The sequence below is a fragment of the Amycolatopsis sp. CA-230715 genome (genome assembly GCF_018736145.1).
GTDB lineage: Bacteria > Actinomycetota > Actinomycetes > Mycobacteriales > Pseudonocardiaceae > Amycolatopsis.
This window is the reverse complement of record NZ_CP059997.1, coordinates 1221791-1245936: the sequence shown is the minus strand read 5'-3', so window position 1 is coordinate 1245936 and position 24146 is coordinate 1221791. Positions and strand designations below refer to the sequence as shown.

Sequence of the window (24146 nt, the reverse complement as noted above, 5' to 3'; positions counted from 1 at the left end):
GCAAGGAGGCGTATCCGGCCTGGTGACCGGCGCGGTCTTCAAAACCGTTGAACGGCAGGCACTGCCGTTGGCGGGTTCGATTCCCGTCCGCCTCCGCCATGCCTGACCCGCGGCGGCACATCCCGAGGACCGACGCCCTGCTCGGGCGGCCGGAATTCGCCGGCGCGGCAAGGAATCTCGGCCCGTCGGTGGTCAAGGCCGCCGTCGTCGCGGCGCAGGAACGTGCGCGTGCCGGGGAGATCCCGCCGGACGCGGTCGCGAAGGAGGCGTTCGCGGCGTTGCCCGCCACGGCGTCGTCGCTGCGCCCGGTGCTGAACGCCACCGGCGTCCTCGTGCACACCAACCTCGGCCGCGCGCCCCTGTCGGCCGCGGCGCTGGCGGCGGTCGCCGAGGCCGGTGGCAGCACGGACGTCGAGTTCGACCTGGAGACCGGGCAGCGCGCCCGTCGCGGACGAGGGGCGGTCGAGGCGCTTTCGGCCGCGGTGCCGTCGGCTGGTGCGGTGCACGTGGTGAACAACAACGCCGCCGCGCTGCTGCTGTGCGCGATCGTGCTCGCGCCGGGCAAGGAGATCGTCATCGGCAGGGGCGAGCTCGTCGAGATCGGGGACGGGTTCCGCATCCCCGACCTGCTCACCTCCGCCGGGGCCCGGTTGCGGGAGGTCGGCACCACCAACCGGACGAGCGCGGCGGACTACGCGGACGCGATCGGGCCGGACACCGGGTTCGTGCTCAAGGTGCACCCGTCGAACTTCCTGGTCAGCGGGTTCACCGCCGAGGCGGAGGTCGCCGAGCTCACCGGCCTCGGCGTGCCCGTGGTCGCCGACATCGGGTCCGGCCTGCTCGAACCGCACCCGCTGCTCCCCGGCGAACCGGACGCGGATTCGGTGCTGCGCGCGGGCGCCGCACTGGTCACCGCGAGCGGCGACAAACTGCTCGGCGGTCCGCAGGCCGGGCTGCTGCTCGGCGACGCGGATCTGGTCGAGCGGCTGCGACGGCATCCGGCGGCGCGGGCGATGCGGGTCGACAAGCTCACGCTCGCGGCGCTCGAAGCGACCTTGCGCGGTCCCGAAACGCCGGTGCGGGCCGCGCTCGACGCGGATCGGGGATCGCTGCTGGCGCGGGCGGAACGGCTCGCCGGTGCGTTGCGCGACCTCGGTGCCGAGGCGGTCGAGTCGGCGGCGGCCGTCGGGGGCGGGGGCGCGCCGGGCGTCGTGCTGCCGAGCGCGGCCGTGAGCCTGCCCGAGTCCTGCGCGGCCGCGTTGCGGGCGGGCAGGCCGCCGGTGGTGGGGCGGGTGGAACGCGGCCGGTGCCTGCTGGACCTGCGCACGATCGACCCGGCCGCGGACGGGGTGCTCGAAGAGGCGGTGCGCCGGTGCGGGTGGTAGCCACCGCGGGGCACGTCGACCACGGCAAGTCCACGCTGATCAGGGCGCTGACCGGGATGGAGCCCGACCGCTGGTCGGAGGAACGTCGCCGCGGCCTCACCATCGACCTCGGCTTCGCGTGGACGGACCTTTCCGGTACACGGTTCGCGTTCGTCGATGTGCCGGGCCACGAACGGTTCGTGCCGAACATGCTCGCCGGGATCGGCCCGGTGCCCGCGGTCGTGTTCGTGGTGGCCGCGGACGAGGACTGGATGCCGCAGTCCGCCGAGCACCTCGCCGCGCTGGACGCGCTCGGCGTCCGCCACGGCCTGCTCGCCGTGACCAAGTCCGACCGGGCCGACCCCGCCCCGGTCATGGCGGACGCGCTCGGCCGGATCGCCAACACGACGCTCGGCGAGGTCCCCGCGGTCGCGGTGAGCGGGACGGACGGGGACGGCCTGCCCGAGCTGCGGCGGGCGCTGGTCGCGCTCGCGAGCGCACTGCCGGAACCGGACACGGGCGCCGACGTCCGGCTGTGGGTGGACCGCCGCTTCACCATCCGCGGCGCGGGCGTGGTGGTCACCGGCACGCTGACCGCGGGGACGCTGCGCGAAGGCGACGAACTGGTGCTCGGCGGCGGGACGGTCCGGGTCCGCGGCCTGCAGGCGCTGGGCGAAAGCCTGCCCGAGGTGAGCGCGGTCGCGCGCGTGGCGGTGAACCTGCGCGGCGCGGACAAGGACGCGATCTCCCGCGGCGACGCGCTGCTGACCCCGGGTGCCTGGCGGCTGACGACGGAGATCGACGTGCGGGTGCGCGGTGACGATTCCGCTTCGCTGCACCGCGAGCTGGTCCTGCACCTCGGCGCGGCCGCGCCCGCGTGCCGCGTCCGTCCACTGGGGACGGACACCGCGCGCCTCGCGCTGGCGAGCTCGCTCCCGGTGCGGGTGGGGGATCGCGGGCTGCTGCGCGATCCCGGTGAGCACCGGATCCCGGCGGGGATCGAAGTACTGGACGTGCGGCCGCCGCCACTGCGCCGCCGTGGTGCCGCGCGAGCGCGTGCGGCGGAGCTGGCCGGTCCGCCGAAACAGCGCGAGACCTTCCTCCCGGTGGCGGACGCGCGCGCGATGGGTCTCCCGGAATCGGGCGTGCGCGTCGGGGAGTGGCTGGTGGACGAACAGCGGTGGCGCGCGTTGCCCGCCGAAGCCGTGGCGGAGTTCGGAACCTGGCGCGCGGCGCATCCGGTCGAAGCGGGCATGCCTACCGACGCGCTGGCGCGGTGCCTCGGGTTGCCGGACACCGCGCTGCTCGGCGAAGTGCTGTCCGGCACCGGGTTCGTGCGCACCGGGGGACTCGTGCGCGAACCCGGTGCCGCGCTGCCGCCCGCCGTCGATCGCGCGCTCACCGAGCTGGACGCGGAGTTCGAGCGGGCGCCGTTCCAGGCGCCGACCGCGGATCGGCTGCGGGAGCTGCGGCTCGGCGTGAAGGAGATCGCCGCGGCCGTGCGGCTCGGCAGGCTCACCCGGATCACCGGTGACGTCGTGCTCGGCCCCGGCGCGCTCGAACGGGCGTACCGGGTGCTCGCCGGGATCGGCGGCGCGTTCACGGTCAGCCAGGCGCGGCAGGCGCTCGGCAGCAGCAGGCGCGTCGTGGTGCCGCTGCTCGAACGGCTCGACGCCGAAGGGCGCACCGAGCGCGTCGACCCGGAGCACCGCCGCATCGTGCGCTGCGAAGGCTGATACCCGGTACTACCGTTGCGGTATGGGTGTTCGGCGCTGGATCGAGGGCTGGCCGGTGTACCGGCAGCTGACCGGTGACGACCACCTCGGCCGCGCCGCGGCGGCGAAATCGGCCGGATCGCGGCGGTGGCACGCGCGCACCGAGGACGCCGACGAGGTGGTCCGCTCGATCTGCCCGTACTGCGCGGTCGGCTGCGGCCAGAAGATCTACGTCAAAGACGGCGAAATCACCCAGATCGAAGGCGATCCCGATTCGCCGATCTCGCGTGGCAGGCTCTGCCCGAAGGGCTCGGCCAGCAAATCGCTGGTGACCAGTCCCAGCAGGGTCACCGAGGTCCTTTACCGGCGGCCGTACGGCACCGGATGGGAAAGCCTGGCGCTCGACGAGGCGATGGAGATGATCGCGGACCGGGTGCTCGCGACCCGCGAGGAGACCTGGGAGGACCGCGACGAGCAGGGCAGGTGGCTGAACCGGACGCTCGGGTTCGCCAGCCTCGGCGGCGCGACGCTGGACAACGAAGAGAACTACCTGATGAAGAAGCTGTACACCGCGCTCGGCGCGATACAGATCGAAAACCAGGCCCGTATTTGACACTCCGCCACGGTTCCCGGTCTGGGGACCTCCTTCGGTCGTGGCGGCGCCACGACGTTCCAGCAGGACCTGGCCAACGCCGACTGCATCGTGATCCAGGGTTCGAACATGGCCGAATGCCATCCGGTCGGGTTCCAGTGGGTGATGGAGGCGAAGGCCCGCGGCGCGAAGATCATCCACGTCGATCCGCGGTTCACCAGGACGAGCGCGGTTTCGCACGTCCACGCGGCGTTGCGGGCCGGCTCGGACATCGCGTTCCTCGGCGGGCTGATCAAGTACGTGCTGGACAGCGAAAAGGACTTCCGCGAGTACGTGCTGGCCTACACGAACGCGCCCGCGATCCTGCGCGAGGACTTCGCCGACACCGAAGACCTCGACGGCCTCTTCTCCGGCTACGACCCGGAAAAGGGGCAGTACGACGTGTCGTCGTGGGCCTACGAGGACGCCGAGGCGCTCCCGGCGGCCGGGTCCGGCGAACCGGAGCTGCCCGGCGAACACGGCGACCCGCACCAGCGTTCCGCGCGTGCCGAGGCCTACGGCAGCGGCGGCGCGGCGATCAGGGCGAAACCGAAGACCGACGAAACCCTGCGGCACCCGCGCTGCGTGTACCAGGTCCTCAAGCGGCACTTTTCCCGCTACACGCCCGAAGTGGTCGCCGACGTCTGCGGCATTCCCGTCGAACAGTTCCTCGAAATCGCCGAAGCGGTGACCGCGAACTCCGGCCGTGACCGCACCACCGCCTGGGTGTATTCGGTCGGCTGGACGCACCACACCGTCGGCGCGCAGTACATCCGCACCGCGTCGATCCTGCAGACCCTGCTCGGCAACATCGGGCGGCCGGGCGGTGGCATCCTCGCCCTGCGCGGGCACGCCAGCATCCAGGGCTCCACCGACATCCCGACCCTGTTCAACATCCTGCCCGGGTACATCCCGATGCCGCACGCGCACCAGCACTTCGGCCTCGACGAGTTCGTGGCCGCCGACGCGGGCGGCACCGGGTTCTGGGGCAACATGCGCTCGTACGCGGTGAGCCTGCTCAAGGCGTACTGGGGCGAGAACGCCCAGCCGCACAACGACTTCCGCTTCGGCCACCTGCCGAGGCTGACCGGCGACCACGGTACCTACGCCACGGTGAAGAACCAGCTCGACGGGACGTGCAAGGGGTACTTCCTGGTCGGGGAGAACCCCGCCGTCGGCTCGGCCAACGGGAAGATGCAGCGGCTCGGCATGGCGAACCTGGACTGGCTGGTGGTTCGCGACCTGCAAATGATCGAGAGCGCCACGTTCTGGAAGGACGGCCCCGAGATCGAAACCGGCGAACTGCGCAGCGAGGAGATCGGCACCGAGGTCTTCTTCCTGCCCGCCGCCGCGCACACCGAGAAGGACGGCAGCTTCACCAACACCCAGCGCCTGCTGCAGTGGCACCACAAGGCCGTCGAACCACCCGGCGACGCCCGCAGCGACCTGTGGTTCTACTACCACCTCGGCAGGCTGATCCGCGAGCGCCTCGCCACCGGCACCGCTTCGAGGGACGCGCCGATCAGGGAGCTGACCTGGAGCTATCCGACCGAGGGCGCGATCGCCGAGCCGAGTGCGGAGTCTGTGCTGGCGGAGATCAACGGGCACGGGCCGTCGGGACCGCTGTCGTCCTACACGGAGCTGACCGACAACGGCTCGACGAGCTGCGGCTGCTGGATCTACTGCGGGGTCCGCGCGGACGGCCACAACCACGCAGCGAACCGGAAACCCGGCGGCGAACAGGACTGGGTGGCGAGCGGCTGGGCGTGGGCGTGGCCGGCGAACCGGCGGATCCTCTACAACCGGGCGTCCGCGGACCCGGACGGAAACCCGTGGAGCGAACGGAAGAAGTACGTCACCTGGGACGCGGAGCGGGGCAAGTGGACCGGCCCGGACGTGCCGGACTTCGAAGCCACGAAGCCGCCGGACTACGTGCCGCCCGACGGCGCGAAGGCGCAGGACGCGCTGAGCGGGCGCGACCCGTTCATCATGCAGACCGACGGGAAGGCCTGGCTCTACGTCCCGGCAGGGCTCGCCGACGGCCCGCTCCCGGCGCACTACGAACCGTTCGAGTCCCCTGTGGACAATGCGCTTTACGGCCAGCGGGAGAATCCCGCCCGTCAGACGCTCGGCGTCCCGTCGAACCCGTACAACCCGGCGGGCAGCCCGGTTTACCCCTACGTGTTCACCACCTACCGGCTCACCGAGCACCACACCGCGGGCGGGATGAGCCGCACCCTGCCCTACCTGTCGGAGCTGCAACCGGAGTTCTTCTGCGAGGTGTCCCCGGAACTCGCGACCGAACGGGGTCTCGACCACCTCGGGTGGGCGACGATCGTCTCGGCGCGGACCGCCATCGAAGCGCGCGTCCTGGTGACCGAGCGGATCAAACCGCTGCGGGTGCGCGGGCGGACGATCCACCAGATCGGCCTGCCCTACCACTGGGGACCCAACGGGATTTCCCGCGGTGACGCCGCGAACGACCTGCTGTCGGTGGTGCTGGACCCGAACGTGCACATCCAGGAGGCGAAGGCGGCCACCTGCGACATCCGGCCAGGTCGCCGCCCGCGCGGGGTCGAGCTGCTCGATTTCGTGCGGCGGCTCCGGGAAGGCGCCGAAGGAGGGAGGACGGCCGATGGGTGACTCCGGCGGTTACGGCGAGCAGCCGAGGATGGGGTTCTTCACCGACACCTCGGTGTGCATCGGGTGCAAGGCGTGCGAGGTGGCGTGCAAGGAGTGGAACGGCGTGCCCGCCGGCGAACCGGCGGACATGGACCTGCTCGGCATGTCCTACGACAACACCGGCGCGCTCGGCGCGAACACCTGGCGGCACGTCGCGTTCGTCGAACAGCGCGTCCCCGCCGAGCCCACAGCGTCCACAGTGGACACGGTCGCGCTCGGCATGCCGACGGTCGGCGCGCCGTCGCAGTCCGAAGAGGACTCCGGCGTCCGGTGGCTGATGTCGAGCGACGTCTGCAAGCACTGCACGCACGCGGCGTGCCTCGACGTGTGCCCGACCGGCGCGCTGTTCCGCACCGAGTTCGACACCGTGGTGGTGCAGCAGGACATCTGCAACGGCTGCGGGTACTGCGTGCCCGCGTGCCCGTACGGCGTGATCGAGAAGCGGGAGAGCGACGGCCGCGCGTTCAAGTGCACGCTGTGCTACGACCGGCTCGGTTCCGGGCTGGAACCCGCGTGCGCCAAGGCCTGCCCGACCGATTCCATCCAGTTCGGCGAACTCGACGAGTTGCGTCTCCGCGCGGACGAGCGGGTGCGCGCGCTCCAGGACTCCGGTGTCGAAGAAGCCCGGCTATACGGGCGCGATCCCGACGACGGCGTCGGCGGTGACGGCGCGTTCTTCCTGCTGCTCGACGAGCCGGAGGTGTACGGGCTGCCGCCCGATCCGGTGGTGACCACCCGCGACCTGCCCGCGATGTGGAAGCGGGCCGCGACCACCGCGCTCGGTGTCGCCGGCGCGCTCGCGCTGTCGTTCCTCGGCAGGCGCCGATGAGCCCCCGTCGCGAGCGCACGATGGTCGGACGTGCGGGATTCACCTCGTACTACAGAAAGCCGATCCTCAAGGAACCGGCGTGGAAGCAGCCGGACGTCCCGCTGTACCTGTTCCTCGGCGGCGCGGCGGGTGCGTCGGCGTCGATGGCCGTGCTCGCCGAAAGCACCGGGCGGCCGGGCCTGGCGAAGGCCGGCAAGCTCGTCGCGTCCGGCGGTTCGCTCGCGAGCGTCGTCGCGCTCGTCCACGATCTCGGCAAGCCGGCCCGGTTCCTGCACATGTTGCGGGTGCTCAAACCGACCTCGCCGCTGTCGGTCGGGTCGTGGATCCTGGCGCCGTTCTCCGGGCTGGCCGCCGCTTCGGCCGCGTCCGAACTCACCGGCGTCCTTCCCCGGCTGGGCAGGCTCGCCGGGACCGGCGCTGGCGTGCTCGGCCCCGCCATGTGCACCTACACCGCGGTACTGCTCTCGGACACGGCGACCCCGTCGTGGCACGAAGGCCACGAAGCGATGCCGATTCTGTTCGCGGGTAGCGCGCTGACCAGCGCCGCGGGTGCCGCGTTACTCGCCGCGCCCGCGGGAGAGACCGCGCCCGCCGTGCGGGCCGGTCTGATCGGCACCGCCGCGGAACTCGGCGCCAGCCACGTGCTGGAACAGCGTCTCGGCATCGTTTCGGAGCCCTACCGCACCGGACGTGCGGGCAGGTTGCTCAAGGCGAGCAAGGCGCTGACCGTGGCGAGCGCCGGCCTTTCGTTGCTGCGCAAGCGAAGCAGGCTCGCGGCCGTGGTCGCCGGAGCCGGGTACCTCGCGGCGGGGCTGTGCACCAGGTTCGGCGTGTACGCGGCGGGCGTCGAGTCCACAAAGGACCCCAAGTACGTCGTGGTGCCGCAACGGGAGCGGTTGCGGCGTTCCTGACCGCTAGCCGGCGGCCTCGCGTGCCGCGGCCTGGCGGGCGCGGTGGTTGGCGACGTTGGTGCGGTTCCCGCACAGGCCGGGCATGCAGTAGCGGCGGCGGCCGGGGCGGGTGGTGTCGATGAACGCGCCCCCGCAGGTGGGTGCGCCGCAGGCGCGGAACCGTCCTTCGCCGAGCGCGTGCACGACACCGAGGACGCCGACGCCGCAGAGCACCGAAAGCGCGTCGGAAACGGTGGCGCCGGAGCGGAGCGGGATGACCCAGCGGGCGCGGTCGTCGAGGGTGACGCCACCGGCGGGGGAGGTGAGCGCGGTCGCCCCGGTGACGAGGCGGTCGCGCTCGGGGTGGTCGATCAGGTCGCGCACCGTGCCGCGCAGCGCGTGGACCGCCCGCAGGTCGGCCTGCCGGGCGCGGCGGGCCAGGTCGCCGAGACCGCCGGTTCCGTGCAGGTCGGCGAACGCGACCAGGGCGGGCAGATCGGGCAGGTGGTCGTCGCCGTGCCAGACCTCGGCGGCGGTGTTGACCAGTTCGGTCGCGATGCCAGCCGACTCCACGTAATCGTCTAACGCCACTTGCATCCCTTACGGTCCTCTCTTAGGCTAACGGCGAGTTTACCCCTTACGTGGTTCTTGGGAGGCCTCGCCCGTGCTCGGCTCCGAGATCGACGCCGTGGTGTTCGACGTGCTCGGCACCCTCGTCGACGAACCCGCCGGTATCCGCGCCGGTATCCGCGGCTCCGTCCCGTCGCTCACCGATCCCGCCGTCGACGAGCTGGTGCGGTTGTGGTTGCGGCACAGCGAAAGCGAGCAACAACGCATCGTCGACGGCACTCGCCCGTACGCCGGCAGCGACGCGCTCGATCGCGAGGCCGCCCAGCTCGTCGCAGACGCCGCCGGAGCCGGAGATCCCGGCGCGCTCGCGCTGTCGGGGCGGCGCCTGCCCGCCTGGCCCGACACCGTGCCCGGCCTCGCCCGCCTCGCCGAGCACTTCCCGTTGATCGGGCTCTCCAACGCCAGCAAGGCGGCACTGCTGAGGATCAACGCCCACGCGGGCCTGCGCTGGCACCAGGCGCTTTCCGCCGAGGACGTGCGAACCTACAAGCCCGACCCGGCCGTGTACGAACTGGCCGTCGCCGTGTCCGGGGTGCCGCCGGAGCGGCTGCTGATGGTCGCCACCCACGCGTGGGATCTGCGCGGTGCGCGGAAACTCGGGCTGCGCACCGCTTACGTCACCCGTACGGTCGGCGACGCGCCGACGTCCTCGGACCGCTTCGACCTCCACGCCGAGGACCTCGCCGACCTGGCCCGGCAGCTCGGCATTCGATGACGCTCAGGTGTGGCGCGCGCCGAACTGCCAGCGCATCAGCGCGGGCCCGGAAGTGCCCCAGTACTCCTCGAGGTCGATCTTGCTGTTGCTGCCCTGGTCCTGCGGAGCCAGCGCGTACCCGGTGAACGCGGAATTGGCCGGGGTGATCGTGTAGGTGTCGGTGTTGCCGTTTTCCACCACGCGCCACCGCTGGGACGATTTGCTCGCGTCGCAGGCGTACACCCGGACGTGGCCGTGTTTCCTGGCGTTTTCGGCGGGCAGGGTCAGGCAGACGCGTTCGCCGCTGTTGATGGTGGCCGTCTGGATCGAATAGGGAAGGTGGTGCCCGATGACCTGGACGAGTGCCGAAATTCGCGCTAACGAGGAGGCGGAATGGGCCATCCGGGTCGGCCGAAAACCGGGAAATGAAAGACTTTCGTGGGCTACGGTGCCAGTCGTGGACGCGAACGCCTGGGTGGCCGACACCCGAACCTCCTACGACACGGTCGCCGCCAGCTACGCCGACGTGGTGCGCGACGCGCTGGCGGAGCAACCGTACCTGCGAGCGGCGCTGGGCCTGTTCGCCGAGCAGGTGCGGGCCGCCGGAGGCGGGCCGGTGGCCGACGTCGGCTGCGGGCCCGGTGCGATCACGGCGCACCTGCACGGTCTCGGCATCGACGCCTTCGGCATCGACCTGTCGCCGGGAATGGTCGAGGTGGCCCGGCGCGATCACCCCGGCCTGCGGTTCGAGGTGGGCTCGATGACGGATCTCGCGCTGCCCGACGCCTTGGTGACGGGGCTGCTCGCCTGGTGGTCGTTGATCCACGTGCCCGATGACGAGGTGCCCGCCGTGCTCGCGCACTTCCACCGGGTGGTGCGCCCCGGTGGGCCGGTGCAGCTCGGGTTCCACGTCGGCGACGAGGCGGAGCTGAAGACGCAGGGCTACGGCGGGCACCCGATGCGGATCCACGTCCACCGCCGCCCGGCGGAGCGAGTGGCCGCTTGGCTGCGCGACGCCGGGTTCGACATCGAGGCCCAGTTGTCGTTGGGGCCCAACGAAAAGCCCGCCGCAGTCCTTTTCGGACGACGGACGTGACGCTCAGTGCCGCAGTTCGGCGCGCAGGAGCGCCGCCTCGCGCACGATGCCGTCGGGTGGCGCCGTGGTCCCGCCGTCGGTGATCACGTAGACGACCCGTCCGCGGTCGCCCCGGCCTCGGCCCCACGCGGCGCTGGACGGGCCGGCGAGTGCGGGATCGAACGGGTCGCCCGCGAGGTGGCGCGGCTCGCCGTTCCGGGGCGCGAGCGGGACGAGGTCGACCGTGTTGGCCCGATGCCTTGTCAGGTAAGCGAATCCGGCGTCCTCGTCGATGCAGAAGTCGTCGGCGTTGTCGATGGTGGCCACGAGTTCCGGAGCGCCCGCGGGGTCGAGCGTCGTGGGGTCGACCGGGACGCGCATGAAGACCTGTTGCGCGGTCGAGGTGTACCAGAGGTAGCCGGAACGGGCGCCGTAGCGAACCCCGTTGACGCCCGGTTGCGGCGGGGGCGGGACGTCACTGGCGGGGTTCATCTCCATCGTTTCGTGGGCGAGCCAGATCCTCGCGGCGCCCTCGGCGAGATCGACGCGCCAGATGAACCCGGCGAAACAGTCGGCGACGAGCAGCACCCCGGGACCGAGCAGGCAGCTGCCGTTGAGCCCGCGCGCCCGGTCGTCGAAGGTGAAGACGATCTCCGGCGACACCGGGGCGCCCGGTGTCCAGCCGGTGAGGTCCACGCGCGCCAGGTGGGACTCGTGCGTGGTGTAGGCGTCGCTGAGGTTGACGATGAACACGTCCGGTCCGATTTCGGCGATGCCGGTGACGAGGTGGCCGAAGGTGCACACCAGGACCGGTCCGGTCTCGGTGACGCACCAGAGTTCCTTGTGCCGCAAGGCGGTGACCAGTACCGAACCGTCGCTCCGGACGGCGAGGTTCTCCAGGAAGTAGTGCTCGGGGAAGCGCGCGACCGTGGTCAGCGCGAGCTCGGGGTTCGCCACGGGGGAGGTCCTTCCGTTAAAAGAGAACGGACGTCCGCTTTTTTTCAAGGTAAGCTCCGCTCCGATGACTTGTCAACCGGATGAGCGGGAAGGGGGGCCATGCCGCGGGTGAGCCAGCAGTACAAGGACGACCAGCGTGCCCAGATCTTGGACGCGGCGCGGCGGTGCTTCGTCCGCAACGGTTTCCACCAGACGTCGATGCAGGACGTGTTCACCGAGGCGGGCAAGTCCGCGGGCGCGGTCTACCGGTACTTCCCCAGCAAGGAAGCCATGATCGTGGCCACCGCCACGCAGAACCTCGAAGACGTGGGAGACGTGCTGCGCGCCGCGGTCGCGGCCGGGACCGGGCGGGGGCTCGGGCCGGTGCTGGCCGAGCTGCTGGACGCGGTCGCCGCCCGGCACGCCGAGCACCAGCTCGCCGCGGTGGCGCTGATGGTCTGGTCGGAGTCCCTCCGCGACCAGGCGCTGGCCGACCGGCTCCGGGAAAGCATCGCCGCGATGAGCGCCGACCTCGCCGATCTCGTCCGCGAGCGCCAGCAAGCCGGGGACTGGGCGGGCGGGGCCGCCGATCAGGTGGCGCCGGTGCTCTTGTCGATCCTTCCCGGGTTCTTGCTCACCCTGGCCCTGCGCGGTCCGCGCGCGGTGTCCGGTTTCCCCGACGCTGTTCGCGCGTTGTGGCCTGCCTGATCGGCTAGCAGGCCGCGCACTTCCTCGGCGAAGAACAGCGCGGGATCGAAGTCCATCCCGGTGAAATGGCCGGCGAGTTCGAGCGAGAGGACGCCGTGGATCCGCGCCCAGAACGACAGGGCGCGGCGGAGGATCGCCGGTGGGACCGAGGCGCCGCCCGCCCACCGGCAGTGGGTTTCGAGGTGGGCGTCGAACGGCGACACCGCGCCCGGGGTCAGCGCGGCGTGGGCGTCGATCAGCACGGTCATGGTTTCGAACGAGAGCCCGGTGGTCTCTTCGGGCGCGTGGTAGCCGGGGACCGGCGTGCTGTAGACGAGGAAGTACCGGTGGGGGTCGGCCAGCGCCCATTCCCGGATCGTGCCCGCCAGCCCGATCACGTCGGCGCCGCCGTCATAGGCCAACCGGACCGCATCGGCGAGGCTCCGGTACGCGTCGCGGACGAGTTCGGTGATCAGTTCGTCGCGACCGGCGAAATACCGGTACAGCGCGGGTCCGCTCATGCCGAGCTGCTTCGCGATCGCGTTGAGGGACAGCGCCCCCGTCACGGCCAGTTGCTCCCACGCGTGGTGCTTGATCTCCGCGCGCATCCGGGTCCGGTGGTTCGAGTCCATGGTTCTGCCTCCTTGCCAGGAGTTAGAGGCTATCACTTTAACTATTGACACTCACGACGTGAGAGTTATAGCGTCTAACTACAGCGAGTCCCGCTAAGACACGAGGAGACCTGACATGTCCCGCTCGACCACTTCGCCCCAGTCCCGCGCCCGCCGTGCCGCCCTGCTCGCGATCCCGCTGGCCGTCGGCATCCTCGGCGTCTCCGTCGCACCGGCCCAGGCCGCACCGGTTCAGCACACGACCGCCCCGCTGACCTGCCGAGGCGAAGCCGTCGATCCCGCCGCCAAGATCAAGTACCGGACCGAGGCCGTCATCACGGCGCCGCTGAGCACCATCTGGCGGTTGCAGACCGACGTGGCGCGCTGGCCTTCGTGGCAGGCGCCCGTCACGAGCATGAAGCGCCTCGACCCCGGTCCGCTCCGGCCCGGCTCGCGGTTCCGGTGGACCACGCCCGCGCCGCCCACCGAGACCACGCCCGACACCACGCTGACCATCACCTCCACGGTCCACCAGCTCCAGCACGGCAAGTGCGTCCGCTGGAGCGGCCCCGCGATCGGGGAAGGGCTGCGTATAGACAACGGCGTGCACGTCTGGAACTTCACCAAGGTCCGCGGCGGCGTGCTGGTGCGCACCGAGGAGACCTGGACCGGCGCGCAGGTCGAAGCCGACGTGCCCACCGCCACCCGCTACCTCGGCGCCGGACTGGAGGCGTGGCTGGGCGATCTCAAGGCCGCCGCCGAAGCCGACCCGTGCCACCACCGGGACGACCGCTGACCGTTCGCCGGAAAACCCTTGCCCGCAACCAGAACCACGACATCGAGGAGTACGAAATGACCGCCACCACCCTCCACCACGAACGTGCGGGCACCCGCCCGGTTTCGCGGTCCGTCATCATCTCGGCCTTGGCCGTGCCGGTCCTCGTCCTCGGCCAGTTCGCGATGATCGCCATCGTCCCGGTCGCGCTCGTGCTGATCGGCACCCTGCGCGACGCCCGTCTCCGCGCGCTTCGCTGGTGGGCCGCCGCGCTCACCGCGGCCTACGCCACCCCGCTGGCGCTCTGGGCGATCGGGCCCGAGCGCGCGCCGAGCCTGTCGAAGGACATGCACCCGGTGTTCGCCGCGGCCGTCAGCGTCACCGCACTCGCGGTCGCCATCGCGTACCACCTCCTGCGGCGGAAGAAGACCGTCGACTGACCCGCGTGCTCCGAGCCCGGCCAGGCGTCCGCGCCGGGCCGGGCTCAGGCGCGCTTGGCGGCCTGCATGTCGCCGACGACCTCGGTCACCATGCGGATCGACGCGGCGTCGAGCACGTTGCCGAATTCGATGACCGCGACGCGTCCGTCCAAACGGGACTTCAGCTCGGGCAGTTCGCTCGGGATCACCACGAGATCGACGCCTTCGATGTCCCGGTCTTCGACACCGTCGAGGACCTCGATGTTGCGGATTCCGGACTGGGTAAGCGAATCCCGGATGCTGACGGCCTGGTCCTCTGTGGAGTACCAGATGCCGACGGTCCGGTCTTCGGGCACCGAAGCGATCTTCACCAGGGTCTGCACGTGCGGCGCCACCACGATCGCGACCACCTCGGTTCCCCGCCGCCACTGGCCGCGGACCTCGGCGAGGTGGAAGAACGTCGTGAGCACGAGGTCGGCTTGTTCGCCCGCCGCGTCGAATTCGCCGAGCACGAGCGGTTTCACCCTGATGCCGATGCGCTCTTCGAGTTCGCCGGCGAAGTACTTCGCGCGGTCCTCGTTGCACTCCACGAACGAAACCTTGAGGAGATCGTCTTCGGCGCGCACGGCGAGGCCGGTCATGAGCGACTGGATCTCGGCGGCGGACAGGCCGAGGTCGATGCACTCCCGTGCCGCCGCTTCGAGTATCGCCCTGGCCCGGTCGCGCGCCGGCGAGCTTTCCCGCGCCGGGCCGGGCCCCACCACGGTCGTCCCGCCGCGCCCTCGGCTTTCGACGAGGCCCAGTTCGCTCAGTTCCGCGTACGCGCGGGCCACCGTGTTGCGGTTGATGTGCAGGTTGTCCGCGAGTAGCCGGGCGCTGGGCAGGGTTTGCCCCGCCCCGAGATCGCCGGTCTCGATCATGAACGACAGCTGGGTCACGATCTGGCGGTAGATGGGCACATCGGACTGACGGCTCACCTGGATGTCGCTGTCCACCACCGCACTGTAGTTCAGCCGGGCGCGGTTGACCCATCGGCATTAGACCTAGTTCAATAGGTCTTATTTGGCCCATGCTGCTGAGACGGGAGCGGAGATGGACGAGCAGAGCTTCTGGCGTTCCGCCACGAACCACCTGGTCAGGTACGGCGGTTCGTTCTCGCCGCGCATCATCGAGCGCACCGCCGGGTCGTACGTCTACGACTCCGAGGGGCGGGCGATCCTGGACTTCACGTCCGGGCAGATGAGCGCGCTGCTCGGGCATTCGCACCCCGACGTCGTCCGCGCCGTGGCCAAGGCGGCGGGCAGCCTCGACCACCTCTATTCCGGGATGCTGAGCCGTCCCGTGATCGAGCTCGCCGAACGGCTCGCCGATTCGCTTCCCGCACAGCTGAGCCGGATGTTGTTGCTCAGCACCGGAGCCGAGGCGAACGAGGCCGCCGTCAAGATGGCCAAGCTGTACACCGGGAACTACGAGATCGTGGCCTTCGACCGGTCGTGGCACGGGATGACCTCGGGTGCGGCGGCGGCCACGTTCTCCGCGGGACGGCGCGGCTACGGGCCCCCGGCGCCGGGCACCCTCACCCTGCCGACGCCCAACGCCTACCGCTCACCGTTCCGGCACCCCGACGGTTCCTACGACTGGGAAACCGAACTCGACTACGGTTTCGCGCTCGTCGACCGGCAGTCCTCCGGCAGCCTCGCGGCCTGTCTCTTCGAACCGATCCTGTCCTCCGGCGGGATCATCGAACTGCCCGACGGCTACCTCGCGCGGCTGCGGGACCTGTGCGCGGCACGGGGAATGCTGCTCATCGCGGACGAGGCGCAGACCGGGCTGGGGCGCACCGGAACCATGTACGCGTTCGAACGCGACGGGGTCGTCCCCGATCTGCTGACCCTGTCGAAAACGCTCGGCGCCGGGCTGCCAGTGGCGGTGGTGATGACCTCGACGGAGATCGAGCAGGTGTGCCACGACCGCGATTTCCTGTTCTACACAACGCATGTCTCGGATCCGCTCGCGGCTTCCGTCGCGTTGACCGTGTTGGACGTGCTGGCGCGCGACGGCCTGGTGGAGCGGGCGCAGGTGCTGGGCAAGGAGCTGGCCGACCGGCTGCTGGAGCTTCGCGACCGCTTCGAGGTGGTGGGCGACGTGCGGGGACGCGGTCTGCTCCAGGGGATCGAACTGGTGGCGGACAAGGAAAGCAAGGCACCGGCCGACCGCCTCGGCCGGGCCGTGACCGCCGCCTGCCTCGACCGCGGGCTGCACATGAACATCGTGCAGCTGCCCGGGATGGGCGGGATCTTCCGCATCGCCCCGCCCTTGACGATCGACCGCGCCGATCTCCACGCCGGTGTCGACAAGCTGGCGGCGGCGTTGTCCGAAGTCCTTACCGGAGCGGCGTTTCCCAGCTGAGGTGGTACTCGTGTGTCCATCGTGGATCGCCGATTTCGGCGCGCCCGGTGGCCATGGCGATGATCTTCTCGACCCGCTCCCGGCGTTCCTGTTCGAAGCGGCTCAGCGCGGACGGCGGTTCGAGATCGCGGAGGCACTGCCCGAGCACGACCGCGTCTTCGATGGCGAGGCAGCCGCCCTGCTCCGAGGCGGGCGGGGCGGCGTGGGCGGCGTCGCCGATGACGACCATGCGGTCGGTGTGCCAGCGCGGCAGGTGGTGCAGCGCGCGGTCGTCGGAGGCCCTGATCCGGGTGGCGGCGGCGAGGATGCGCGCGGGAATGTCGTCGTGGTCCCAGTTCCGGAGCAGTTCGGTGCGCCAGTCCTCGGTGCCGGGGCCGGGGGAGGGGAGTGGTTCCGGCGTTTTGATGTTGGTGAAGAAGAAGATTTCACCGGTGTCCGGGTCGTCGAGGTGGGCGAGCCAGTGCGCGGGGCCGCGGTAGCTCCGCAGCTGGGCGGGTGCCGGGGGAACGTCCGCGGCGGGCGCGTACCCGTAGACGGTGCGGGATCCGCGGTGTTCCGGTGCCGGTGCGGCCGGGTCGATGACGGTGCGGATGGTGGACCACGTCCCGTCGGCGCCGATCAGCACGTCCCCTTCGAGCTGGCCGCCATCGGCCAGTAGCGCCCGCACGCCGTCACCGGTGGGCGCGGCATCGACGACGCGCGCACCGTGCCGGACGGTGGCGCCCCGCCGCGCGGCCTCGTCGCGCAGGGCACCGGCCAGGTTGGCCCAGGTGATGAACCGGGCGCCGAGGCCGCGATCGGGCAGCGGGTCGGAGAGCGCGCGCCGCACGAGCACTTCCCCGTTCAGTTCCCGCCGTTCGACGTGCTCGACGGGAAACGACACGCCTGCCACGCGATCGAGCAGGTCGAGCGCGGACAGGGCGTCCAGGCCGTTGGGGTTCAGCCGGAGGAACGAGCCGAGGCCGTCTTCCTCGGGGCGTTGTTCGAGCACCGTGACCGCGAAACCCGCCTGCAGCAGCGCGAGTGCCGCGGAGTGCCCGGCGATCCCGCCGCCGACCACGATTGCGTTGCGCACCATACGTTTCGACCCACCCTGTCCCGCTGAAGATCCTTCCTCGCCACCATACGGCTGTCGCGCCACGGCTGCCGCGCCGACGCACGTGCGCGAGCTGGTGCTGGACCCGCTCACCGCGCCGACCTGGCGTGATCCTCGTGCCCGGTCAGCTGAATCCGCAACGGGTTCGGCGCAGATGCGGCCATCGGGCGCGCTGCTGTCGCCCGTGCACCCCGCAGATCAGATGAATCCCTCGGGGTCGTCGGTGTAGGTGCGGCCGTCCGGGGTGGTGATGGTGGTGACGCCGTTGGCGTCGGTGTGGAATTCCCAGCCTGGTTCGTCACGCAGGCCGTGGTGCACCCGGCAAAACGGCCGGATGTTGATTTTGTCGGTGCCGCCGCCCTCGCTCCAGGGCTGTGCGTGGTCGAGGTCGGAATACTGGGCGGGCCGGGAACATCCCAGCATGCAACAGGTGCGGTGCAAGACTTGCACGTATTTGCGCATCTTTTTCGACGGCCGGTAACTCTTGCGGCCCATGTCGATCGGCAACCCGGTCATCGGTTCCGACACGATGCGGTTCCAGACGGAGTTGGTGTCGAAGGCGATCTCGCGGGCCATCTCGGGTGAGATCTCTCCGCACCCGGCGAGTTCGCCCGGGTTGTTCCGCATGCCCATCAGGGTCGGGAGGTCGATGTAGACATAAATCTGTGCTTTCGGTTTACCGCCGCACTCCCCGCCCAGGCAGCGTTCCACCAGTGCATCGACCCGGAGCTGATCCATGGTGCGCTTATCGCCCTTGCGCTTCTTCTCCAACGCATCCCGATCGCAGGCGGCGTAGATGGCCTGGGCACGGTCGGAGGGCAGTTCGGCGAACAGGGTCGACGATCCGTGATCCCCATGCCGGATCTCCAGCATCCGCGCCGCCGCCTTCGCCCGCCGCCGCGCCTCATATCCTTCCGGGTCGATGCGCATCAGCAGCGTGTTGACCATTCGCCGCAGTGAAGCCGAGTTCTTGTTCTCGAACTTCACCCGCGCATCCACTTCCCGCGCCACCTCCCGGGACGCGCAGGCGGTGGCCTCGAACACCTTCGCCGCCATGCCCTCGTCAATGACCCCGTTCTCCAGGGCTTCGAGGGTGCGGGGCAGGTATGCGGTCAACGCGTCAGCGAGCGCCGCCTTCCGCTCCGCCCCCGCCTGGGTGCAGTTGCACGACAACGCCACCCAGGCAAGCACCGATCTTCGAGACCGCACCTGTCTCATCTGCACAATTTGCCGCAGCAACATCGCCTGCCCATATCGAGACCACCTCTTCCAATGCTCCGCAGAATCAGCAACAACCCGCTCTTCAGACTTCTCTAATACGTCCACAAAACAATTCTACCGCTCAATCCATCACCCGATCGGGTACAGAAATGATCACAACCTGCCACAACGCGCCCACAACGACACCGCAGGCCAAAAAACGAACGGGACCGTCAATGCGTCGGGGACGCTACCCCAAGGCGACCAAGGGTTTTCGTTCCGTTGGCAACTGCCGCTGGTGACCAACGACGGAACCCGCACCGAGGAGCGGCAGTTGCCAACGGCGCGCCGCAGGCGTGCCTGAAACTTTCACCGTGCCCACCAAACACGCGAGCAAAACCCAAAAACGCGAGCAAACCAAAAATGCAGCCCCCAATTTCCACAATACATGAAGGGTCTGTCAGAAGGAGGAAGTCGGGCGGACCGTACCCCCGGCCCGGGAGCGCACCCCAGTGCGAACGACAGCCGTCACCGGCAGGCTTCCCCGGACACCCTGCCAGGAAGGATCGGAAATGCCGTCACGGATGCTCAGCAGAGCCACAGCGATAACCCTCGCCGCAACCACGATGGCACTAGCCACCGCAGCACCGAGCACCGCAGCACCAGGAGCCGCAGCACCAGGAGCAGCAGACGAGGCACCGAGAATCACCTGGGCCCCGTGCCCGGAACCACCCACGACCCCACGAACCAACAAGCTCGAATGCGGAAAACTCGACGTTCCCGTGGACTACTCCAGACCAGACGGCGCGAAGATGGAACTCGCGGTCTCACGGCTCCGCAGCGGAAACCCGGCGAAACGGCGGGGCGCGCTCCTGGTCAACCCCGGCGGCCCCGGGGCACCCGGACTGGACCTGCCGGTGGTGGTCGCGAACCGGAAGGTGCCGGAAAGCCTGCTGGACACCTACGACCTGATCGGGTTCGATCCGCGCGGCGTCGGCCACAGCACCCCGGTCACCTGCAAGCTTTCACCGGAGCAGCAGGCGGCCGCGTTCGGGACCTACGCGCACGGACCGGCCGACGTGATCGCGCAAGCCGGGCGGGCGGAGGAAATCGCGAAGCAGTGCGCCGCCAACGGTGGGACGAATCTGCCGCACCTGACCACGAGGAACACCGCGCGCGACATGGACCGGATCCGGCAAGCGCTGGGGGAGCGGCGGATCTCCTACTTCGGGACCTCGTACGGAACTTATCTCGGCTCGGTGTACTTGGCGCTGTTCCCCGGCAAAGGCGACCGGTTCCTCCTCGACAGCGCCGCCAGTCCGGAAATGGTGTGGCGGGAGCAGTTCCGGAACTGGGGGCTCGGCATGGAGCTGCGCTTCTCCGACTTCGCCCGGTGGGCCGCCGCCCGGCACGACGCGTACCGGTTGGGGCACAACGAAAACGAGGTGCGGCAGACGTACTTCGCGATCGCCGCCGCACTCGACGAGAAACCGGTCGGCGGGTTGAACGGGGACGGATTCCGGCAGACGACCCGCTTCCAGCTCTACGCGGACGAAGCATTCCCCGCCCTCGCCCAGCTTTGGCGGAACCTCGCCGACGGCAAGGCGCCAACCGGCGCCCCTTCGCTCGGCGACAACTTCGTTTCGGCCTACCTCGCGGTGACTTGTGGTGACGTCCCGTGGCCGAAGTCGATCGAGCACTACCAGCGCGCGGTCCGGACCGACCGGTGGCGGTACCCCATGGTCGGCGCCATGACCGCGAACATCACCCCATGCGCGCGATGGCCGTTGGCACCGAAGGAAAAGCCCACCGAGATCACCGGTGACGGCGGGGCCGACGTCCTGATCCTGCAGAACCTCCGCGACCCGGCCACGATCTACGCCGGTGGCGTCCAACTGCGACACGCGCTCGGGAACCGGGCCAGGCTGGTCACGATCGACCAAGGCGGGCACGGCGTCTACCCCGGCCGCAACGCGTGCGCGGACGAACTGGCCACCGCGCATCTCGTCTCCGGAACGATGCCGTCGCAGGACCGGTTCTGCGCCGCGCAACCGGGCTCACGGCCAGCGTGACACTTCGGGATACCACGGGGATGGCCGGTCCTGCCCGAGCTGTTCGGCCAGCAGCGGGTGATCGGTGAACGCGTTGTGGCCGGTGCTCGCGACGATCCCACCCGGTCAGGCCGGACCACGCCGGTCCTACGTCGCATCGACGCCAGCCGGGCGGTGGCTTGGCCTGCCGAGCAACAGGAACGGCGGTCAAGGCCGTCCGGCTGGACGTGGAGCTGACCGTCCAGGTCCACCCCCGCGCGGATCCGGTGGTCCGCACGCATCGCGCCGATCGAGTTGGCTCCGCCCACCGAATGCCCCACCATCGCGACGCGCCGCGGATCGATGAGCCCCGCCCAGGCGGAATCGGGCCCGGTGAGCCGGTCGAGCACGAACGAACACGTCGGCGGCGCGGTTGCGCACCGTGGTGAACACGTCCGAGGACACACCGGGCACCTCGATCGCGGTCACCAGCGCCGCGGATTCCTGCGGGGTCAGGTACGCCGCGCGGCGGCCGGAGACCCGGCAGCGCCGGGTACCATCGGGCAGAACCCTTAGGCAGACCCGGAAAAACGCTGCTACGGCAACCAGAAGTCGACGGCGATCTCGTGCGTCCGTTCGCTGAAGACACCGCTCGGGTTGGCGTCGTGCAGGAGCTGCCGCAGCTCGGTTTCGAACTCGGCCAGCCGATCGCCGAACAGGTGGGGCGCCGAGCTGGACAGCGAAAAGACCCCGGCGACGATGTCGTCCACGGCGCGCGTGACCACGCGGCCGGGGACCTCGATCCGCCTCGGCCCGGTGAATCCGGCGGCACGGTAGATCTCGTCCTCACCCGAAGCCGTGCCTTCCGGAAGACGGCCGAGGCCCGCGCGCCGCACCGGGCCGAGGTATCGGCGCACCAGTTCCGCGACCGACGAATGCGGTGGCCGGGGATGGGGCAGCTCGTCACCGGTTTCGGTGCCGCGCTGCGTCGTGGCGTGGACGTGCGCGCAGGCACCGCCGTCGGCGAGCATTCCGCGCACCGCCGCGGCGACCGCGGGACGATTTAGCCAGTGGAACGACTGGGCGAACGTCACCAGCCGGAACGTGCCCAGTCCCGCGGGCAGTTCCTCGGCCCGCCGGTGCACCCATCGGATGTCCCGCGCACCGGTCTCAGCGGCGAACCGGCTCGCCTCGGCCAGCATGTCGCCGTCGGCGTCGAGCCCGATCGCCTCCTCGAAGAACCCGGCCAGCGGCAGGGTCAGCGAACCCGGCCCGCAGCCGATGTCGAGGAGCCGCCCGGAACCGCCGAGGCCGAGTTCGGCCGCCATGGCCCCGGCGAGTGCTGCCGGATAGGGCATGCGCCCTCGCGCGTAGTACGCGGCGCTGCCGGAATACAGCGACGAATCCCATTCCATAGTGGACTCAGTCCTCGCACAGGCGCCATGCGGTGAGGGCGAGACGGGCCCTGACCAGGCCGGTCGGTTCGGTGAGGTCGATGCCGAGCGCCTTGCCGAGCTGGTCGAGCCTGCGGGCGACGCTGCTGTGGTGCAGGTGCAGGAGATCGGCTGCCCTGCGCTGGGAACCGGTGGCGCAGTAAGCGTCCACAGTGGCCAGATCATCGGGATTGCCCGCCAGCCGGGCGATCGCGGCCACGTCGGCGTTGGTCCGCGCGTGCTCCGGCGGCACCTGGGCGAGCAGCGCCAGCGCCCCCAGGTCGTCGTGGTGGACGACCGGCTGGCGCGCGGTGGTGAAGCGGAGCGCGGTGCGGGCCTCCCGCCACGACCGGTCGGGGCGTTCCGCGGCGCCGACGCCCGCGCGCACGTCCGCCGGGATCGCGTCGACGTCCAAGGTGGTGGCCAGTACGACGCCCGCGTCGGCGACCGGCGCGGCCTTCACCGGGCGCGCCGGGCAGACCAGGCAGGCGATCTGGTCGAGCGGGACCGCCGAGCGCACGGCGAGCACGCGGACCGGCAGCTCGGCGGCGAAACCCAGCAGGCGCAACGCCCTCGCCCGCGCCGCGTCGTCGCTGCCCGAGCTGATCACCAGTTCGACGAGCGCGGGATCGGCCATGGTGGTGCGTGCCGGGCCGTACCGCTCGACGACCGTGGCCGCGGCGATGGCGAGCCGGTCCAGCAGCGCTTCGTCGAGCGGGCCCGGTTCGCCGCGGCGTTCCAGCCACACCGTGCCGATCTCCTCCTCGTCGAGGGTGATCGGCACCGTGCTGGACACCGGTGACGCCGGGGCGGACGGCTCCCTGCCGTCGGGCGCGACGCGGATCGTCCGTCCCGAGCCGTGGAGCCGGATCCCGGTCACGCACTCGGCGAGGCCGGCGGAGGCGCGGGCGAGCGCGGGCAGGTCCACCCGCCGCCGCATCAGCGTGTCGTAGAACATCACCACGCGGATCGCGCCTTCGACGTCCGGGTCCAGGTTCGACAGCCGCTTCGCCAGTGCCTCCATACCGCGAGGATAGCGACGATCGGCGCGCCATCCGGCCGGATGTGCGACGGATGGCGGCCGATCCGGGCGGCGATCGGCGCCAGGATGGTCGGCATGGACCCCGAACTCGAACCGTTCATCCCGCTGTTCCCCGAGCTCGACCTGGCCGACCCGCCCGCCGCGCGGGCGGTCTACGCCGAGCTGGCCGCGTCGAAACCGCTGCCGGAAAACCCGGGCATGGTCGTCGAGGACCACCTGGTACCGGCCGACCCGGCCGTCCCGGTGCGGGTCTACCGGCCGCGCGACGCCCGCGGCGCGGTCGTCTGGCTGCACGGCGGCGGCTGGATGATGGGCGACCTGGAGACCGAGCGGCCGTTCGCCAGCTGGATCGCGGACGGCTCCGGCGCGGTGGTCGTCTCGGTGGACTTCCGGCTCGCCCCCGAGCACCCGTTCCCGGCGCCGCTCGACGACGTCTACGCCGCGCTGGTCTGGACCGTCGAGCACGCCGCCGACTGGGGCGTCGATCCGGCGCGCGTCGCGGTCGGCGGGCACAGCGCGGGCGGCAACCTCGCGGCCGCGGTGGCGTTGAAGGCCCGTGACGAGCAGGGGCCGCCGATCTGCCTCCAACTGCTCAACGAGGCCGCGCTCGACGACCGGCAGGAAACGGCTTCGCAACGGGCGTTCACCGACACGCCGTGGGCGACCCGCGACCGGATCGCGACGCATTGGCGGCACTACCTGGGTTCCGCGGCCCCGACGCCGTACGCCGCCCCGGCGCGCGCCGCCGACCTGTCCGGCCTGCCGCCCGCGCACATCGCCGCGGCGGAGTTCTGCCCGAACCGCGACGAGGACATCACCTACGCGCTGCGCCTGCTTCAGGCGGGCGTCCCGGTCGAGCTGCACCAGTGGGCCGGCACGTTCCACGGATCGCTGGCGATCTTGTCCGCCGACGTCTCGCAACGGCAGATCGCCGAAATCGGCGCGGCGCTGCGCCGCGCACTGACCAGCTGAATCCCCACCAGGAAAGGAAGTTCGCC

The 24146-nt window shown here is 70.7% G+C and carries 21 protein-coding genes, 1 tRNA gene and 1 pseudogene; 14 read left to right on the top strand and 9 right to left on the bottom strand.

What is annotated here, in order from left to right; translation table 11 throughout:
- Nucleotides 1-4 precede the first annotated feature (4 nt).
- The 6 genes from HUW46_RS05935 to nrfD all read left to right on the top strand — a co-directional run bounded on the left by HUW46_RS05935 (nucleotide 5) and on the right by nrfD (nucleotide 8132).
- Nucleotides 5-99: transfer RNA gene (locus HUW46_RS05935), tRNA-Sec, on the top strand.
- Nucleotides 99-1385 carry an L-seryl-tRNA(Sec) selenium transferase gene (gene selA, locus HUW46_RS05930; protein WP_215546311.1) on the top strand — a complete coding sequence of 429 codons (1287 nt, stop codon included), beginning with the start codon at nucleotides 99-101 and terminating at the stop codon, nucleotides 1383-1385. Before HUW46_RS05935 ends, selA begins: the two co-directional genes overlap by 1 nt.
- Nucleotides 1373-3100 (top strand): selenocysteine-specific translation elongation factor, encoded by a 1728-nt coding sequence (gene selB, locus HUW46_RS05925; protein WP_215546310.1) that lies wholly within the window; start codon nucleotides 1373-1375, stop codon nucleotides 3098-3100. Before selA ends, selB begins: the two co-directional genes overlap by 13 nt.
- 22 nt (nucleotides 3101-3122) lie before the next feature.
- Complete coding sequence (gene fdh, locus HUW46_RS05920; protein ID WP_215546309.1) at nucleotides 3123-6353, top strand: formate dehydrogenase; 3231 nt, start codon at nucleotides 3123-3125, stop codon at nucleotides 6351-6353.
- On the top strand, nucleotides 6346-7221 hold the full coding sequence (locus HUW46_RS05915) for a 4Fe-4S dicluster domain-containing protein (protein ID WP_215546308.1): 876 nt from the start codon (nucleotides 6346-6348) through the stop codon (nucleotides 7219-7221). Before fdh ends, HUW46_RS05915 begins: the two co-directional genes overlap by 8 nt.
- Nucleotides 7218-8132, top strand: coding sequence for an NrfD/PsrC family molybdoenzyme membrane anchor subunit (gene nrfD, locus HUW46_RS05910; protein WP_215546307.1), 915 nt, complete (start codon nucleotides 7218-7220; stop codon nucleotides 8130-8132). The genes HUW46_RS05915 and nrfD overlap by 4 nt, the downstream gene beginning before the upstream one ends.
- Before the next feature lie 3 nt (nucleotides 8133-8135).
- Here nrfD and HUW46_RS05905 read toward each other — a convergent pair whose 3' ends face one another.
- A complete protein-coding gene (locus HUW46_RS05905; protein WP_442860918.1) occupies nucleotides 8136-8708 on the bottom strand; it encodes a CGNR zinc finger domain-containing protein in 573 nt (190 codons plus the stop codon).
- 67 nt (nucleotides 8709-8775) lie between these two features.
- Here HUW46_RS05905 and HUW46_RS05900 point away from each other — a divergent pair, with 67 nt between their 5' ends.
- Nucleotides 8776-9456 (top strand): haloacid dehalogenase type II, encoded by a 681-nt coding sequence (locus HUW46_RS05900; RefSeq protein ID WP_215546305.1) that lies wholly within the window; start codon nucleotides 8776-8778, stop codon nucleotides 9454-9456.
- Nucleotides 9457-9459: 3 nt separating this feature from the next.
- Here HUW46_RS05900 and HUW46_RS05895 read toward each other — a convergent pair whose 3' ends face one another.
- Nucleotides 9460-9837 (bottom strand): RICIN domain-containing protein, encoded by a 378-nt coding sequence (locus tag HUW46_RS05895; RefSeq protein ID WP_215546304.1) that lies wholly within the window; start codon nucleotides 9835-9837, stop codon nucleotides 9460-9462.
- A 55-nt stretch (nucleotides 9838-9892) separates the two neighbouring features.
- Here HUW46_RS05895 and HUW46_RS05890 point away from each other — a divergent pair, with 55 nt between their 5' ends.
- Complete coding sequence (locus tag HUW46_RS05890; protein ID WP_254125856.1) at nucleotides 9893-10531, top strand: class I SAM-dependent DNA methyltransferase; 639 nt, start codon at nucleotides 9893-9895, stop codon at nucleotides 10529-10531.
- A gap of 3 nt (nucleotides 10532-10534) precedes the next feature.
- On the opposite strand, the gene HUW46_RS05885 is transcribed toward HUW46_RS05890, so the two are convergent.
- Nucleotides 10535-11467: a hypothetical protein gene (locus HUW46_RS05885; RefSeq protein ID WP_254125854.1), complete on the bottom strand. Its 933-nt coding sequence runs from the start codon at nucleotides 11465-11467 to the stop codon at nucleotides 10535-10537.
- 99 nt (nucleotides 11468-11566) lie between these two features.
- Here HUW46_RS05885 and HUW46_RS05880 point away from each other — a divergent pair, with 99 nt between their 5' ends.
- A complete protein-coding gene (locus tag HUW46_RS05880) occupies nucleotides 11567-12154 on the top strand; it encodes a TetR/AcrR family transcriptional regulator (protein WP_215546301.1) in 588 nt (195 codons plus the stop codon).
- Between the two features lie 8 nt (nucleotides 12155-12162).
- Here the strand turns inward: HUW46_RS05880 and HUW46_RS05875 are convergent.
- Nucleotides 12163-12741, bottom strand: a pseudogene (locus tag HUW46_RS05875) (TetR/AcrR family transcriptional regulator); the annotation flags it as partial.
- Nucleotides 12742-12880: 139 nt separating this feature from the next.
- On the opposite strand from HUW46_RS05875, the gene HUW46_RS05870 reads away from it, so the two are divergent.
- Both HUW46_RS05870 and HUW46_RS05865 read left to right on the top strand, forming a co-directional pair.
- On the top strand, nucleotides 12881-13540 hold the full coding sequence (locus HUW46_RS05870) for an SRPBCC family protein (protein WP_215546300.1): 660 nt from the start codon (nucleotides 12881-12883) through the stop codon (nucleotides 13538-13540).
- Nucleotides 13541-13596: 56 nt separating this feature from the next.
- Nucleotides 13597-13959 carry a hypothetical protein gene (locus HUW46_RS05865; RefSeq protein WP_215546299.1) on the top strand — a complete coding sequence of 121 codons (363 nt, stop codon included), beginning with the start codon at nucleotides 13597-13599 and terminating at the stop codon, nucleotides 13957-13959.
- 44 nt (nucleotides 13960-14003) lie between these two features.
- On the opposite strand, the gene HUW46_RS05860 is transcribed toward HUW46_RS05865, so the two are convergent.
- On the bottom strand, nucleotides 14004-14933 hold the full coding sequence (locus HUW46_RS05860; protein ID WP_254125852.1) for a GntR family transcriptional regulator: 930 nt from the start codon (nucleotides 14931-14933) through the stop codon (nucleotides 14004-14006).
- A gap of 97 nt (nucleotides 14934-15030) precedes the next feature.
- On the opposite strand from HUW46_RS05860, the gene HUW46_RS05855 reads away from it, so the two are divergent.
- The gene (locus tag HUW46_RS05855; RefSeq protein WP_215546298.1) at nucleotides 15031-16347 is read left to right on the top strand and encodes an aspartate aminotransferase family protein; all 1317 of its coding nucleotides are present in this window, start codon (nucleotides 15031-15033) and stop codon (nucleotides 16345-16347) included.
- On the opposite strand, the gene HUW46_RS05850 is transcribed toward HUW46_RS05855, so the two are convergent.
- Together HUW46_RS05850 and HUW46_RS05845 are read right to left on the bottom strand one after the other, a co-directional pair.
- Nucleotides 16322-17425: an FAD-dependent oxidoreductase gene (locus HUW46_RS05850; protein WP_215546297.1), complete on the bottom strand. Its 1104-nt coding sequence runs from the start codon at nucleotides 17423-17425 to the stop codon at nucleotides 16322-16324. The genes HUW46_RS05855 and HUW46_RS05850 overlap by 26 nt on opposite strands.
- Before the next feature lie 216 nt (nucleotides 17426-17641).
- Entirely contained in the window at nucleotides 17642-18769 is a 1128-nt protein-coding gene (locus HUW46_RS05845; protein ID WP_254125850.1) for an HNH endonuclease signature motif containing protein, read from the bottom strand.
- Nucleotides 18770-19425: 656 nt separating this feature from the next.
- Here HUW46_RS05845 and HUW46_RS05840 point away from each other — a divergent pair.
- Nucleotides 19426-20715 (top strand): alpha/beta hydrolase, encoded by a 1290-nt coding sequence (locus tag HUW46_RS05840; RefSeq protein WP_254125848.1) that lies wholly within the window; start codon nucleotides 19426-19428, stop codon nucleotides 20713-20715.
- Between the two features lie 554 nt (nucleotides 20716-21269).
- Here the strand turns inward: HUW46_RS05840 and HUW46_RS05835 are convergent.
- Together HUW46_RS05835 and HUW46_RS05830 are read right to left on the bottom strand one after the other, a co-directional pair.
- Nucleotides 21270-22088, bottom strand: coding sequence for a class I SAM-dependent methyltransferase (locus HUW46_RS05835; RefSeq protein ID WP_215546296.1), 819 nt, complete (start codon nucleotides 22086-22088; stop codon nucleotides 21270-21272).
- A gap of 7 nt (nucleotides 22089-22095) precedes the next feature.
- On the bottom strand, nucleotides 22096-23130 hold the full coding sequence (locus HUW46_RS05830; RefSeq protein WP_215546295.1) for a PucR family transcriptional regulator: 1035 nt from the start codon (nucleotides 23128-23130) through the stop codon (nucleotides 22096-22098).
- Between the two features lie 93 nt (nucleotides 23131-23223).
- On the opposite strand from HUW46_RS05830, the gene HUW46_RS05825 reads away from it, so the two are divergent.
- Nucleotides 23224-24120, top strand: coding sequence for an alpha/beta hydrolase (locus HUW46_RS05825; RefSeq protein ID WP_215549697.1), 897 nt, complete (start codon nucleotides 23224-23226; stop codon nucleotides 24118-24120).
- The last annotated feature ends 26 nt before the right edge of the window (nucleotides 24121-24146 follow it).

Bases quoted from the DNA above. Each gene is read 5' to 3' on its own strand.
- selA (WP_215546311.1), top strand. From the start codon at position 99: ATGCCTGACCCGCGGCGGCACATCCCGAGGACCGACGCCCTGCTCGGG.
- HUW46_RS05915 (WP_215546308.1), top strand. From the start codon at position 6,346: ATGGGTGACTCCGGCGGTTACGGCGAGCAGCCGAGGATGGGGTTCTTC.
- nrfD (WP_215546307.1), top strand. From the start codon at position 7,218: ATGAGCCCCCGTCGCGAGCGCACGATGGTCGGACGTGCGGGATTCACC.
- HUW46_RS05905 (WP_442860918.1), bottom strand. From the start codon at position 8,708: ATGCAAGTGGCGTTAGACGATTACGTGGAGTCGGCTGGCATCGCGACC.
- HUW46_RS05895 (WP_215546304.1), bottom strand. From the start codon at position 9,837: ATGGCCCATTCCGCCTCCTCGTTAGCGCGAATTTCGGCACTCGTCCAG.
- HUW46_RS05880 (WP_215546301.1), top strand. From the start codon at position 11,567: ATGCCGCGGGTGAGCCAGCAGTACAAGGACGACCAGCGTGCCCAGATC.
- HUW46_RS05870 (WP_215546300.1), top strand. From the start codon at position 12,881: ATGTCCCGCTCGACCACTTCGCCCCAGTCCCGCGCCCGCCGTGCCGCC.
- HUW46_RS05865 (WP_215546299.1), top strand. From the start codon at position 13,597: ATGACCGCCACCACCCTCCACCACGAACGTGCGGGCACCCGCCCGGTT.
- HUW46_RS05855 (WP_215546298.1), top strand. From the start codon at position 15,031: ATGGACGAGCAGAGCTTCTGGCGTTCCGCCACGAACCACCTGGTCAGG.
- HUW46_RS05850 (WP_215546297.1), bottom strand. From the start codon at position 17,425: ATGGTGCGCAACGCAATCGTGGTCGGCGGCGGGATCGCCGGGCACTCC.
- HUW46_RS05835 (WP_215546296.1), bottom strand. From the start codon at position 22,088: ATGGAATGGGATTCGTCGCTGTATTCCGGCAGCGCCGCGTACTACGCG.
- HUW46_RS05830 (WP_215546295.1), bottom strand. From the start codon at position 23,130: ATGGAGGCACTGGCGAAGCGGCTGTCGAACCTGGACCCGGACGTCGAA.
- HUW46_RS05825 (WP_215549697.1), top strand. From the start codon at position 23,224: ATGGACCCCGAACTCGAACCGTTCATCCCGCTGTTCCCCGAGCTCGAC.